Annotated in this window: 12 protein-coding genes; all 12 read right to left on the minus strand. The window is 53.6% G+C overall.

The window, feature by feature from the left end:
- Positions 1 to 72: 72 nt before the first annotated feature.
- Positions 73 to 933 (minus strand): MurR/RpiR family transcriptional regulator, encoded by an 861-nt coding sequence (locus KI362_RS14790; RefSeq protein WP_301628131.1) that lies wholly within the window; start codon positions 931 to 933, stop codon positions 73 to 75.
- A gap of 140 nt (positions 934 to 1,073) precedes the next feature.
- Positions 1,074 to 1,796, minus strand: coding sequence for a hypothetical protein (locus KI362_RS14795; RefSeq protein ID WP_301628132.1), 723 nt, complete (start codon positions 1,794 to 1,796; stop codon positions 1,074 to 1,076).
- A gap of 35 nt (positions 1,797 to 1,831) precedes the next feature.
- Positions 1,832 to 3,973: a hydantoinase/oxoprolinase family protein gene (locus KI362_RS14800; protein WP_301628134.1), complete on the minus strand. Its 2,142-nt coding sequence runs from the start codon at positions 3,971 to 3,973 to the stop codon at positions 1,832 to 1,834.
- A 63-nt stretch (positions 3,974 to 4,036) separates the two neighbouring features.
- A complete protein-coding gene (locus tag KI362_RS14805; RefSeq protein WP_301628136.1) occupies positions 4,037 to 5,332 on the minus strand; it encodes a citrate transporter in 1,296 nt (431 codons plus the stop codon).
- A gap of 44 nt (positions 5,333 to 5,376) precedes the next feature.
- A complete protein-coding gene (locus KI362_RS14810; protein WP_212938935.1) occupies positions 5,377 to 6,726 on the minus strand; it encodes an FAD-dependent oxidoreductase in 1,350 nt (449 codons plus the stop codon).
- Between the two features lie 199 nt (positions 6,727 to 6,925).
- Complete coding sequence (gene ilvA, locus KI362_RS14815) at positions 6,926 to 8,200, minus strand: threonine ammonia-lyase IlvA (RefSeq protein WP_212938936.1); 1,275 nt, start codon at positions 8,198 to 8,200, stop codon at positions 6,926 to 6,928.
- 133 nt (positions 8,201 to 8,333) lie between these two features.
- Positions 8,334 to 8,564 carry a hypothetical protein gene (locus KI362_RS14820; protein WP_044477188.1) on the minus strand — a complete coding sequence of 77 codons (231 nt, stop codon included), beginning with the start codon at positions 8,562 to 8,564 and terminating at the stop codon, positions 8,334 to 8,336.
- A gap of 69 nt (positions 8,565 to 8,633) precedes the next feature.
- Positions 8,634 to 9,554 (minus strand): AraC family transcriptional regulator, encoded by a 921-nt coding sequence (locus KI362_RS14825; RefSeq protein WP_301628140.1) that lies wholly within the window; start codon positions 9,552 to 9,554, stop codon positions 8,634 to 8,636.
- A gap of 182 nt (positions 9,555 to 9,736) precedes the next feature.
- Positions 9,737 to 11,014, minus strand: coding sequence for a phosphoribosylamine--glycine ligase (gene purD / locus KI362_RS14830; protein WP_301628141.1), 1,278 nt, complete (start codon positions 11,012 to 11,014; stop codon positions 9,737 to 9,739).
- Positions 11,015 to 11,089: 75 nt separating this feature from the next.
- Positions 11,090 to 12,637 carry a bifunctional phosphoribosylaminoimidazolecarboxamide formyltransferase/IMP cyclohydrolase gene (gene purH / locus KI362_RS14835; RefSeq protein WP_301628144.1) on the minus strand — a complete coding sequence of 516 codons (1,548 nt, stop codon included), beginning with the start codon at positions 12,635 to 12,637 and terminating at the stop codon, positions 11,090 to 11,092.
- 313 nt (positions 12,638 to 12,950) lie between these two features.
- The gene (purN, locus tag KI362_RS14840; RefSeq protein WP_301628145.1) at positions 12,951 to 13,565 is read right to left on the minus strand and encodes a phosphoribosylglycinamide formyltransferase; all 615 of its coding nucleotides are present in this window, start codon (positions 13,563 to 13,565) and stop codon (positions 12,951 to 12,953) included.
- Complete coding sequence (purM, locus tag KI362_RS14845) at positions 13,565 to 14,608, minus strand: phosphoribosylformylglycinamidine cyclo-ligase (RefSeq protein WP_301628147.1); 1,044 nt, start codon at positions 14,606 to 14,608, stop codon at positions 13,565 to 13,567. The genes purN and purM overlap by 1 nt, the downstream gene beginning before the upstream one ends.
- Between the last annotated feature and the right edge of the window lie 157 nt (positions 14,609 to 14,765).

Genomic DNA, 14,765 nt, shown 5'->3' on the forward strand with positions numbered 1-14,765 from the left:
TTTGGATAAATAAAAAACGGCCCAAAAAGGCCGTTTAATGTCTGCTGGCTATTAAAGCCTTATTCAGACGACTTACAAATACTCGTTATTCCAAAATTGACTGCTCTCAATAATCGCCTCACTGCTAAGCTTGCGCTTCATATAGCGGCTATCCGACTTCACCAGAGCGGCGAATATCAGGTCGATCACGTACAGAAACGTAATATGCTCCGATAAAAAAGCACTGTTTCTCACCGACAGTTTATCCGAGGCGATGATTTTAATATCTGCATATTGAATAACCGAAGTGGAATTATAGCTGGTTAGTGTAATGACTGTAGCGTCGCTCTGGCTGGCCAGACTGAGGCTATCCACGATCTCCCGCACCAGACCGGAACGGGTAATCGCAATCACGACGTCTCCCCCGGTGCACATGGAGCCGGAGAGCTTCATATTGTAGGTATCGTTGTAGGCAAATGACTTAATGCCGATCAGATCCAGCTTCTGGCGCAGTTCCAGAGCTGCGAGCCAGGAGCTGAGAACCCCAAAAATATAGACGTTCTTAGCCTTGGCGATAGCCTGCGCCGCCTTGGCAATCTCCTCCGGGTCGATCAATGCTGCCGTGCTCGTGATCAGATCGTTATAATCGAAGGCCAACTCATCAGAAAAGGGGATGTCCTCCCGCCGTTTGGATTTGTGGTTCATGTTGCGGTAATGCGTATCCTGGGCGATCGCAATTTTGAAATCATTAAAGCCCTTAAAGCCGACCTTTTTACAGAACCGGTTAATGCTTGCTTCTGACACGCCGATTTCGGCCGCAATAGAAGTGATCGTATTCTGAATGATGTAATCCGGATTGTCCATGACGAAATTGGCAATCTCATTCTCACTGAATGTGAGCTTATCTTTACTAGATATAATTTTGGCGACAACCGCATTCGTTTGGCTGCTCATATGTACCCCCCGCGCAATACCATCTTCCATCCCCATAGTTTAACAAAATTCGGGTATAAATGATAGTCAAACGCCCCGCGGCGCAAGACATGCCGGGGGCAAGGAAGGAGAAGGAAGCGCCTAGCCGGATAAGAGTTCAATTACTGCTTCGCCAGTTCCGCCGTTTCCGCAGCTGCCAGAGCAGACTCCCATCCCGAGCGCCAGCTCCGCTCCAGGGCGGCATATTCATCTTCGGTCAACTGGCCGCTTTCTCTCATATAGAAGTAATCGAATAGATTCGGCAGCCAATCGACGCCTGTGAAACCCTTGCTAAAGGCATGAGCGGCGATTTCAGAGCAGCGGACGATCGTCGCGCTGCGGCGAAGCGGGCCGAAGGACAGCGTCGTTACAGGCGGCAGCAGCTCGTTCGTGAAGCCATGGCCGCTGTACTCCAGATAATGATAATATTCATGTGCCAGATGAATGTTGACCATATCATTGAACGACAGCGCCGCCTCTGGCAGATAGCGCTGACAGGCTTGCTCCAGCTCGCGCAGCGAGCTGCGGTAAACCGTAATCGCCCGTTCCTTGTCGGAAAATTCGATCTCCGCCCGGAACCGCACTTTTCCAAACGTGCTCTCCCCATCGGCGATCGTCACCGAGATGCCTGCCGCCCGGCACAGCTCGCGGATATCCTTCCCTTCCTTCCGCGCAGCAGCGGCCAATTCCGCTCCGCGCTCCAGCGACCGCCGGACATAGAAGGCTGCACGACTTGGCGGAATCTTATGAAACAGCAAGTCCTGGGTCAGCTCTGCATAGGCCATCACCTGTTCGTCCGGCAGCAGCAAATGTTCCTTCGCCATACGTTCCCGCTCTCCTTTCATCCTGCATCACTGTATTTCCGCGCTCTTCGCCTGCGTTACTGATAGACGACAGCCAGCATTTCGCTGTCCTCTTCCAGCAGCTGCGTCTCTACCTCCAGAATAGAGAAAAGCTGCTCCTTTGTCTGCATGCCTGTTAAATCCAGCATCTTCTCCTTGTAGAACAGAAATGCTTTGGGAATTGTCGCGTTGGCATCGGAATAAATCGTGTTTTCGTCCAGAAAGGCTGAGAAGCTGCCGCTTAGGTCCCGTTTGCGGAAGTGGAGATAATAAGCGTTCGCCTTTTTGAAGCGCACCACACCTTCGCGATCCAGCACTCCGATATGCGGAATCTTCTTTTTGAACAGACCCAGCATCGCCTTCTTCGTCTCTATGCGCTCGAACAGGTACCAACGGCCTGAAGCTGCCTTCAACTCCGTTTCCTGCTCCCCTGCATTCAGCGCTTCGGCAGCCGTAGCCTGCAGCGCCTCCAGCGGAACATCGCGGTTGGCCAAATCCTTGGATCGCAGCTCGGTAGAGCCAGTGGCAATGGCGCGCAATATATTGCGCTGGGCGTCTACCTCAATGGTGACGTCCACCGTCGCCTCGTTGGCGCCGGATCGAACAATCTTCTCGATCACCTCGGCGCGGATCAGCTTGATATCATGCTCGGTCGCGCCGACGACCGTCTTCTCGATCTGTTCGCGAACCATCGCCATGCCTACGCCGATCGTGGAGATATACGGCGCGTTATTCGCGATTTGATGCTTGAAGCCTTCAGCATCGGCCAGGGCCGGCACCAGTACGGCCCCGCTGCCGCCTCCGCCGACGAGAGTAACAAAGCTCTCGTCCAGCTCATAGTCGGTGATCATCTCGCGGACGGACTTCATCACTTTGCGTACAGCGATGTCCATCGCCGCACGAGCCGCTTCCTCCACGGTCACTCCGAGTCTATCGGCCAGCACCTGCCACGCCTTACGCGCCGCTGCGTCGCTGCCGCGCGCATAATCACCGTCCGGCACATAGCCCAAAATATTGGCCGCACCGGCCAGCGTCAACGCATATTCGCCTCCGGCCGCGCTAACGATCGTATAATCGGGATCGCCTTCGCGGGGACTGATCTGCTTGAGCTCCGCCCCCTCCAGGTTGGCGGTATCGGTGAAGCACTCATATTCCTTGCCGGCAATGTGGGCACTGCGCGGCCCTACATCGATGATCGCGCCGTCTTCCACCCGGATCATGCTTCCCCCGGCCACCGCCAGCGTCCGTACATCAAGCGAGCGCAAATAGGTTTTATGTCCGCCGACCTCGGCATTTTCAATCATGACCTTGCCGTTCTTGATCACGGAAATATCGACGCTGGTGCCCCCGACTTCAAAGAAAATACCGTCGGAGATTTTCTCGTACATAAGCGCACCCGCCACACCGGCGGCGAGTCCGGACAGCATCGTCAGAATCGGCCGCTGGCGCACCTCGTCGATGCTCATCACACCGCCGTCGCAGCGCATGATCATAAGCTGGGATGTGATGCCCGCCTCTTTGACCGCCTGCTCGGTCATATTCGCTGTCTCCATCATTTTCGGAATGAGACTGGCATTGACCACCGCCGTGCGTGTTCGCGTCTTCAAGCCGTAGAGCTGCGATATCTCATGCCCGCCGGTAGCGTAGATGCCCCGGCTGCGCGCCCGTTCGATGACTCTCAATTCATTGGAGGGATCGTCGACGCTGTAAGCCTCGGAAGCGACAATAACCTGGGCGCCCTGCATTACAAGATCGGTAATCGCATTGTCGATCGCCTCATCTGTCAGATCCTTGGAGTCTATGAACGTGTGGTACGTAACGAGATATTTGCCTGCCGCCAGCTCGATATGCTCAATATTCGTCTCCGAGCGGGCGCTGCGGGCATCGATGCCCGTGCCCATGCCGAGAATGCCGACCCGGGCCACATCGCCTTCAAGCAGAGCGTTCGTTGCCTGGGTTGTACCGTGGGCGATGAAGGTAATATCCTGCGGCGAGATCCCGTTGTCCTTCATAAGCCGTTCGATGATCTGTACAATACCGCTGGCTACCCCCCGTTCGTCGTGATGCGTCGTCGGTATTTTAACCTTGGATATGATTTCGTAAGTATGGTTGTCGATGGCTACAGCATCCGTGAATGTACCGCCCACGTCGATGCCGATGCGCACCTCTTGATTGCCCATCCCGTATTCCTCCCCATATATCGTCTGTCTTTTATCTGTCTCTTCGTTACTGCTAATGATTCTCTAAAAAGCGTAGAAGGCGGCTATAATCATGGAAATAAATACGATCAGAATCATCCACGGCACCGTTTTCCTCAAAATTTCCACGATGTCCGTCTTTGTAAAGTCGGCCACCCAAACATTGTGCGAATTAGTAGGATCGCTGACGGCCTGCAGGTTGCTGACAATGCGCAGCGCAAGCATAGCGGCGATTGGAGCCATGCCTCCCGCTACCATCAGAGCGGCGATGCCGCTGCCCAGGCCCCACACATTCAGCGGACCGCGGTAGATTGCAAGCGGCGACAACAAGGTAAAGACCAGTACGTAAGTGAGCGGAGACGACGGCAAAATCCCTTCGATCAGCGGCTGAATAAGCGCTGCCACTTCAGGAGCAGTAACGGCGGCCAGCAGCATGCCGATACCGATCATCAGACCCAGGGCTCCTGCCACATCCTGAATGCCTTCCACAAGCGCACTGGACAACACATGCACCGGCCGTTTTGGCGTCGAAAGCAGCAGCGTCACGGCCGCGCCGACAAAGACGGCGGATACGATATCAAGCTTCAGCAGAAATACCAGCAACACAGGCACCAGCGGGCTGATCAGCGCGATAGAGCGAACGTTCTTGGATTCCGGTCCGCCGGAAGGATCCTGCTTGGCCGGCATCGCCCACGCTTTTTTCACCTTGCCGCCCTTCTTCGTATAGAACACGATCATAACGAGTGCCATAAGAATCAGAGGAAGTCCGCATAGTAACGAGTAGGAAGCTACTTCCGAAGTCTGGATTCCCAGCACATCCGTATAAATTGCCCAGTTGGACACATTGAACGTCACGCCTACCGCATTGGCCAGAAGGACGACCAGCCCGCTGACAAACGGCTTCAATCCGGCAGTAAGCATAATCGGTATTGTGATGGTACCGACGAGAATGACCATGCCAAGGCCGCTCGCCGCCGCAAAAATGACCGATGCTGCCAGAAAGAAGACAATCGCGATTGCCAGCGGCTTATCGCCAGCCAATTCGGCAGCTTTGCGGATAATTGTCTTGGTAATGCCGACCTTGTTCAGAATCTGCCCGAACCAGGCCCCGAAGATGAGGCCAGCGATTGCCGTAGACAGCCGCATAGCTCCGCCCGCCAATACGCCCTTAGCGATTGTAAACGCTTCCGGGTCGCTTGAAATGAACGGTATACCCGCAACAGCAGCCAGCAGTACGGCCATCAATGGCAGTGCCAGCAGGGTAGGCAGCTTTCTCATCATCATTAAAGCTACAAATACGGCGAATACAAGCAAAATGCCGATTACTTGCAAAGTTTCCATAGACACATCCCCTTAGAATTCATATAATTACGGGTTCCAGCATATTAAACCTCGAGATAGGCTCCTTCCTCACGCAGCTTGCGCTGCAATTCGGCGATGTCCACCTCCGTGACGGCCTTGCGGGATTTGACGGCCAGCGCTGCAGCCGTGCCGCCCGCTTGCCCAATCGCGCCCACCGTCGGCGTCGTCCGGACGGCGGCCTGCGCCTCGAAGGTTGCGGACAGACAGCGTCCGACCACAATCAGATTATCGAACTGGTCGGTCACAAGACTGCGGTAAGGAATACCGTACATGCCGCCCCATTCCAGCCGTCCATGCGTCGTTCCCTCCCCGTCCGGGCTGTGGATATCGATCGGGTAGCCCGAATGAGCAATAACGTCGTCGAATTTTTTCATGGTCAAAATATCTTCGCCCGTCAGCGTATATTGTCCTTTAATCTGGCGCGAACCCCTGACACCGATGGACGGACCGGTCGATACAACGATCGCCTCCTCAAAACCGGGAACATACTTCCTCAGGAACAGCTCCAGCTCACGGCACTGTCTGCGCCCCTCGATCTCCGCCAGGCTCAGACTCCACGGGTCGGTGCTGTCGCAGCCAAGAATACGCGTTGTATTCATGATAACCTCGCCGGGATTATTCGTTTCGAAAAACAACACATCCTCCCGTTTGATCGTTACCTCGCCGCGCTCCTTCGCTTCCTTGAACTGCTTCTCGAAGCCGATGACAGAGAGTCGTTCCGCCGTATCCATGACCGACAGATCCTGATTCATGCGCGTGAACTCCTCCGGATGCTTGCGGATATAATCGCGGATAGCGCTTGTATCCACATTTCGCATCTTCATCTTCAGCGTCATCGGCTGCGACATGCCGTCGCTCTCGCGGCCTTTCGCGAATTCTACGCCCGCCCAGGCCGCCACGTCTCCATCGCCGGTCGCATCGATAAAGACGTCGCCGGTAATCTCGCTTAGCCCTGCCTTATTGCACAGGGTCAACGAAGTGATGCGGCTTCCGTTCGTGACCACGCCGGCCAGCATCGTGTGATACAAGATGTCGCCTCCCGCTTCCAGCAGCATAGTCTCCAGCTCGTGCTTCATGGCCTCGGCATCAAACGGAGTTACGGAATAGGTGTAGTTCGTCGCATCCTCGATGTGTCCCGGCGACTTGCCAATCCGGCGCAGCCGCTGGATCAGTTCGTCCGTAATTCCCTGGATCGCCTGCTTCTTCCCCGCGTGAAAGGTCATCATGGGACCGACGCCTGCCGCTGTTAACGTTCCGCCCAGAAAGCCGTTCGCTTCGACGATCAGGGTTTTCGCTCCGGCTCTCGCCGCTGCGATAGCTGCTATAGCTCCCGATACGCCGCCGCCGGATACGATTACCTCATAATGTCTCATCATTTTTCCACCCCTTATGATAGCGATTACATTGCATCAAGAGAATATCATAATTTTCAAAAACCATCAATAGTAATGTATATTTTTTTCAAAAAACATCAGATTGACAGTAAATTGTCGAAAAAATAACGCCCGATTTCTCGGACGTTATGATTCTTCTAAACCCTTAAACCTTATGTGATTATGGACTTTCTACTGCTCAAATAAGCAGATTGAACAGGTTCAGATCCCGGTTCAGCTCTGTATAGGCGATCCCCTTCGCACTCATCCGGTCGATCAGCGCCTGATAATCCTCCTTGTCGCTGAGCTCGATGCCAACGAGTGCCGGGCCATTCTCCTTGTTATGCTTCTTCGTATATTCAAAACGCGCAATATCGTCGTTCGGTCCAAGCACCTGCTCCAGAAATTCACGAAGTGCGCCGGCACGCTGCGGGAAGTTGATCAGGAAGTAATGCTTCAAGCCTTCGTAGATGAGCGAACGCTCCTTCATTTCCTGCATCCGGTCAATGTCGTTGTTGCCGCCGCTAATAATGCAGACCACCGTCTTCCCCTTGATCTGCTCGCGGTACATATCCAGTGCCGAGACCGCCAGTGCTCCCGCCGGCTCAACAACAATTGCGCTGTCGTTGTACAGCTCCAGAATAGTTGTGCAGGCCTTACCCTCGGGAACGAGGACGATGTCATCGATCAAGCCCCTGCTGAGCTCATAGTTCAAGTCGCCGACCCGTTTTACCGCAGCACCATCAACAAACTTATCGATCGACTCTAAAGTCACGACCTCCTTGCGCCGGATCGCCTCCGTCATCGAAGCCGCACCGGACGGCTCCACCCCGATCAGCTTCGTATTCGGACTCACTGTCTTCAAATACGTGCCTACACCGGAGATCAGACCGCCTCCGCCAATCGTGACGAACATATAATCCGCCGGCGAGTCCAGACCCTCCATGATCTCCATCGCAATCGTCCCGTTACCGGCCACGATCATCGGATCGTCGAACGGATGAATAAACGTCATGCCGCCTTCCTCGCAGGCCTTAATTGCTTCCGCATAGGCATCATCATAAGTGTCGCCGGTCAGAATGACCTCTACCGCATCCCCGCCGAATCGCTTAACCTGCTTAATCTTCTGATTCGGTGTCGTGCTAGGCATATAAATCTTGCCCTTGATCCCCATGACATGGCAGGAAAAAGCCACGCCTTGGGCGTGATTCCCTGCGCTGGCGCAGACAATGCCCTTATCGAGGTCCTCAGGCGCCAGGCTTCGGATCATATTATAAGCTCCCCGAATTTTGAAGGAGCGGACGATCTGCAAATCCTCCCGCTTTAAATAAACCTTGCAATCATATTTCGTGCTCAGGGTATGATCTAACTGAAGCGGAGTCCGTCTGACCACTTCCTTCAGCACATGATGTGCCCGTACTATATCCTCCATACCGACCGTTCCGGCTGTATGCTGCTGTCCCGTCTGCTTCATCTCGTTCTCCTCACCTCGTTATCATGACTCTCATTCTATTAAAGGTACACCTGAAACGGCCAGTCTTCAAGAGGAAAAGTAAAGGCGCCCTCTGATCGCTCAGGCAAAATGCCGGGCTCAAAGGGCGCTCCAATCAATTATCTTCTTCCTTTTTCGGCACCAGTCTAGGATTGGTTCGTCCTTCTGCATGCTTGACCTGGGCCAGCTCGGTCAGCTTGTATTCCGTCGTCCCGAGGACCAGGTCGGCAGGGAACTCATCCCCCTTATGCAGGTATGTCTCGCGTCCAAGCTCGTCAGTGTACACACCTTCCGTCTCGACGATTTCCCGCGAGACCGGGTGCATTCTTTTTTCCTCATTACTCAAGCAGAATCGCCTCCTCCCTGGTAATATCTCCAGAAAGAGAGAGATTATCCACGGCTCGTACAGCGTACTTTACGGTTGGATTGGGGCTCTTTTTACAGGTCGTACTACCGCATACCCGTATCCTTCCGGGAAATGCCTCTGATACTCCTGCTTGTTGCCCTCATAATCCCATACATACCCTATCGTACGGGGATCAAAGTTCCACGCCATCGCTTCCACTGCTTGCATTACGGCCGGATTGTCCTTCAAGTAATCGTACGGGGGATGATGGAATACTACATATTCCGATTCCGGCACCGGACGAAGCTCCATGCCCTCGGGAATCAAGCCTTCATCCTCTTCCGGCATCGCAAGACCGTAGAAATAGCCCTTTTTAGTATTCTCATAAAACCATCCGCCCAATTGCCCTAACTGTCCGGGTAGTACCCGTCCCGATAAGCTTGCCAGTGTGCCGCATATGTCGTCGCAGTCATGACCATTGCTCCAAAAGCTTCCATAATTGTTAGACTTGAGATCCCAGATTCCGACAAGCTTATGTGCCGGGATCTTCTCTACCTTGACTTCGACATATTGGATAGACGATATTGCACCCATAGATCCGCTCTCCTTCATGGCATAATGATAAGGGGTGTATACTTCCTGACGAATAGCCAGCGGGATAGGACGTTTCGACTTCCGGTAAGCGTTGGGGGTAATATTGAACGCCTTAACGAATGCCCTCGTCAATGCTTCCTGGGATGAGAATCCGTACTTGACGGCAATGTCCAGTATCCTCTCCTCCGTGTCGCGGAGCTCCAGTGCGACACCGCTGATTCGACGCATAGTGACGTATTCCCGCAGTGTCATCCCCGTCAGCGCATGGAACTGCTTGGTACAATAATAGGGCGAGTATCCCAGCTGTTGTGAAATGGCCAATAATGAGGGCGTGGCGTCTAAATGCTCATCCACCCAATCAATCATCCTCTGGACCATCTCATTCCATTCATACATGAAGGCAACACTCCTTTCTTCCCAAATGTAGCACGGGTATCCCCTCAAGGATTTGATCTGAGTTGCAAATATTAAATTCTACAATCCGATAGCCATCCCTTCCTGCTGCTCCAGCCAGCCTACAAGCCGAATAAAAAAACAAAAATACCGCCCGGCGTCCCGGACGGCATTTTCTCAGTTCGTTATACCAATGCTTTGGCTGCAATATCTGTGCGGTTATGCTTCCCGTCGAACGTAATTTTACCGGCGGCCTCATAGGCACGCTCTCTCGCCTCGGCAATATGAGCACCAACTCCGACAACGCCCAGTACCCGTCCGCCGTTCGTCAGCCACTCTCCCTGCTCGCCTCGCGCAGTTCCTGCATGGAAGACGAGACTATGCGCTGTCTCCGCCTGCTCCAGTCCCTGAATCGGCAGGCCCTTCGGATAAGAAGCCGGGTAGCCTCCGGAAGCCAGAATCACGCAGACCGCCGCTTCTTCGCTCCATTCGATCTCCACGTCACCCAGTCGGCCTTCAACCGCTGCCAGGAAAATTTCGAGCAAGTCGCTTTTTAGGCGCGGCAGCACTACCTGGGTCTCCGGATCGCCGAAGCGGGCGTTGAATTCGATCGTTTTAGGCTTACCCTCAGGTGTCACCATCAGGCCGGCGAACAAGACACCGCGGAACGGACGTCCCTCCGCAACCATAGCTTTTGCAGTCGGCTTAATGATCGTCTCGATCGCCTCATCAATGATCTCATTCGAAATGTGAGGCAGAGGCGAGTAGGTCCCCATCCCTCCGGTATTCGGCCCGCGGTCACTGTCGTACAGCTGCTTATGATCCTGAGCCGCAGCCATCGGACGTACCGTTTCCCCGTCTACAAATGCCAGAATCGACATCTCTTGCCCTTCAAGGAACTCCTCGATCACGACCTGGCTGCCCGACTCACCGAATACCTTGTCAACCATAATCGCCTTCAAGGCCTCTTCTGCTTCTTCCTGAGTGAAGGCCACCGTTACACCCTTACCGGCTGCCAGTCCGTCTGCCTTAATGACAATCGGCGCCTGCTGGGAATGCAAATATTCAAGCGCGGCTGCATAATCTGCAAACTTCTGGTAGCTTGCCGTTGGAATTTCATACTTATGCAGCAGATCCTTCATAAACGTTTTGCTGCCCTCGATCAATGCTGCATTTTTGCGCGGGCCGAACACCGGAATTCCCGGAGCGGCCTCTTCAATCGCATCGACAATCCCTTCGACCAAGGGATCATCCGGACCGATTACGACAAGGTCCAACTGCTTCTCCCGGGCAAATGCAGCCAGCCTGCCGAACTCCCCAACCTGAATTGGGACCAGCTCGGCTACTTGGGCAATCCCTGCATTTCCTGGCGCACAATAGATTGTTCCGACCCTGGGGCTCTTGGCGAGCGCCCAACATATTGCATGCTCACGGCCTCCGCCGCCGACGACTAATATATCCATTTGGGTACCTCCTGCCGATTTTGGCCTAGTCAAACCTGTTATTCACATTTACTAATAACAACTATTTAGTGTTTATTAGTGTCTAAAATGTCTGACTCCTGTGAAGATCATCGCGATTCCATTCTCATTAGCAACCTTGATCGACTCTTCGTCACGGACACTGCCCCCCGGCTGAATTACCGCCGTAATTCCAGCCTTTGCTGCAAACTCCAACGTATCTCCCATCGGGAAGAACGCATCGGAAGCAAGTACACTGCCCTTCGCCTTGTCGCCCGCTTGCTCAATCGCAATCTTTGCCGATCCGACGCGGTTCATTTGCCCGGCACCTACTCCAACCGTCATATCATCCTTTGCCAGCACAATCGCATTAGACTTCACATGCTTAACGACCTTCCACCCGAACAACAGCTGCTTCAATTCCGCCTCGGTCGGCTTGCGGTCGGTAACCACCGTCAGATCGCTCTCGGACAAGGTGTGGACATCGCTCTCCTGCACGATCATCCCGCCATCAATCGAAGTAACGACGAACTGACTGCTGCGATTAGCGCCTGACTGCAGGCTACCCAGCTTCAATAGACGAATATTTTTCTTCTGTGTCAGTACGTCAAGCGCCTCTTGAGTGAAGTCCGGAGCAATAATGATCTCCAGGAAAATCTCCTTCAACAATACTGCTGTAGCTTCGTCAATGATCCGGTTTGCGGCAATGATTCCGCCGAAAATCGATACCGGATCCGCATCATACGCCTTCCGGTAAGCTTCATAAATGCTTTCCCCTACTCCCACACCGCAAGGATTCATATGCTTCACGGCGACAACAGCCGGCTCATCAAACTCCTTAACAATTTGCAGGGCTGCATTGGCATCGTTGATATTGTTATAGGAGAGTTCCTTGCCGTGCAGTTGCTCTGCTGAAGTCAGCGTGTCCACAGCTGCAAGCGGCTTCCGGTAGAATGCAGCCTTTTGATGTGGATTTTCGCCATAGCGCAAATCTTGAATTTTCTCGTAAGTGACCGTAAAGCGTTCCGGCAATGGGTCGCCAGTCACCTTCGACAAATATTCCGAGATCAGTGCATCATACGCCGAGGTATGACGGAACACTTTCGCCGCCAGACGCTTGCGCGTATCGAGCGTAGTATCGCCGCCAGCCCGAATCTCTTCAATAACGCCGGCATAGTCCGCAGCATCCACTACCACACTGACAAACGCATGGTTTTTCGCCGCAGAGCGAAGCATGGTCGGGCCGCCGATATCGATATTTTCAATCGCGTCCTCATAAGTCACATCCGGCTTCGCAATCGTCTCCTGAAACGGATAGAGATTCACGACCACCAGATCAATATAATCCAGTCCCAATTCCTGCATTTGCGCCTGATGCTCCGCACTGTCGCGAACCGCCAGCAATCCGCTGTGCACAGCCGGATGCAGCGTCTTCACCCGCCCATCCAAAATTTCCGGGAATCCGGTCACATCGGAAATCCCGATGACGGGCACGCCTTCCTTCGCCAGCAGATTTTTCGTACCGCCGGTGGATATGATTTCTACCCCCAGTCCGGACAACTCCCGGCAAAACTCTACAATCCCTGTCTTATCCGATACACTGACCAGCGCTCTCTTGATTCCCACGTTCCAGGTCCCCCTTTAATTTTGACGAATGTGCTTGCAATATTTCTCGGGAAATATCGAAAAACCAGCTATATAAGTTAAACTAATGATCTTTACGCTTATAGGGCAACGTGTGAAGTGTTCTTACGATCGCTGTTGTTCGCGGAATCCTCTGATTGGACCTAATTATGGTAAGGCGGAATTCCACTCACAAAGGTGAACGCTATCGCTCTATGCTTTCGAAGCAGCTTTCTTATAGAAAGCTTTTAACACTTCACACTTTTTGCCTTTCTGCGTAACTTTTTAAGTTAACTTATACAGCTCACACAACAACTTAGCCCAACTCTACCTTACGTCCGTTCACGCGAACTCTGCCCTCGGCAAATTGTTTCACAACCTGAGGATATAAGCGCTGTTCGACTTGGTGAATCCGGGCCGTCAAAGAATCGACATCCTCGCCGGGCTCCACCGTCACAGCTTCTTGCGCCACAATGGTTCCCGTATCCATGCCCTCATCCACCAGATGCACGGTCACACCCGTAATCTTGACTCCGTAATTCCAGGCTTGTCCAATAGCATCCGTGCCCGGAAATGCGGGCAGCAGGGATGGATGAATATTCAACATTCTTCCGGCGTAAGGACTAACCAATACCGGTGTAAGCAGGCGCATATAGCCAGCCAATGCGACCAGGTCGATCTCAAGCTCAGTAAGCCTTGCTGCGATCTCAGCCTCGTAATCCTCGCGCCGCGCATATTCCTTCGGGCGGAACAGATACGTCTCCACCCCCGCCTGGCGGGCCCGTTCGACGACAAAGGCATTCGGCTTGTCACAGACGAGCAGCACGATTTCACCGCCGCCAAGCCTCCCTTCCCGGGAGGCCTCCAGCAACGCCTGAAAATTACTGCCATTTCCCGAAGCAAATACAGCAATCCGACAGCCTTGCGACATCAGACTTCCACCCCGGTAAAGGTAACCACCCGTTCTCCGGCAGTAATGCGACCGATTTGATACGGGGTCTCGCCCGCCTCGCGCAATGCGGCAAGCGCCTGCTCGGCATCCTGCTCCGCAACGACGATGATAAGCCCGATTCCCATGTTGAAGGTCGTGAACATGTCCCGGTTACTGACCTCTCCTGTACGCTGCAGCAGCCGGAAGATCGGCTGCACCGGCCAGGAGCCATAGTCGATTTCCGCGTTTACGCCGTCCGGCAATACGCGAGGGATATTTTCGATGAAGCCGCCGCCCGTAATATGAGCCATTCCCTTCACCTGGACCTTCTCAAGCAGCGACAGCACCGGCTTGACGTAGAGCCGCGTCGGCGCCAGCAAAACCTCGCCAAGCACTTCTCCATCCAGCCCGGATACCCGGTCCTTCAGATCATAGCCCGCTTGCTCCAGCAAGAGCCTGCGCACCAGCGAGAAGCCGTTGCTGTGAACTCCGCTGGACGGCAGTCCCAACACAACATCCCCTGCAGCAATGGAACTGCCATTAACGATCTTGCTTTTGTCAACCACGCCGACCGTAAAGCCGGCAATATCATATTCACCCTCGGCATACATGCCGGGCATCTCTGCCGTCTCGCCGCCGATCAGAGCACAGCCTGATTGATGACAGCCTTCGGCAATCCCCGCTACAATCGCCTCGATCTTCTCGGGAATGACCTTGTCGCAGGCAAGATAGTCCAGGAAGAACAGCGGCTCTGCGCCTTGCACCACGATATCATTGACACACATTGCAACCGCATCGATGCCGATCGTATCATGCTTGTCCATTGCAAAAGCCAGCTTCAGCTTGGTGCCGACCCCATCGGTTCCCGACACAAGCACCGGCTCCTCGTATTTGTCCTTATTCAAGCCGAACAATCCGCCAAACCCGCCAAGCTCTGTCATAACCTCAGGACGGAACGTCCGTTTGACATGCTTCTTCATCCGCTCTACCGCTTCATTGCCTGCCGCAATATCCACTCCGGCTTGTTTGTATGCCTCAGACACGTATCGACACTCTCCCTATAACATATTTTCTTGGCTAAAGATAACTATATAAGTTGAACTAATGATTATACACAGGAGGCAACGTGTAAAGTGTTCTTACGATCGCTGTTGTTCGCGAATTTCTTGGATTGAATTGGCCATGTGAAGGAAGAAATCC

The organism is Paenibacillus apis (assembly GCF_018333295.1).
Classification (GTDB): Bacteria; Bacillota; Bacilli; order Paenibacillales; family Paenibacillaceae; genus Fontibacillus; species Fontibacillus antibioticophila.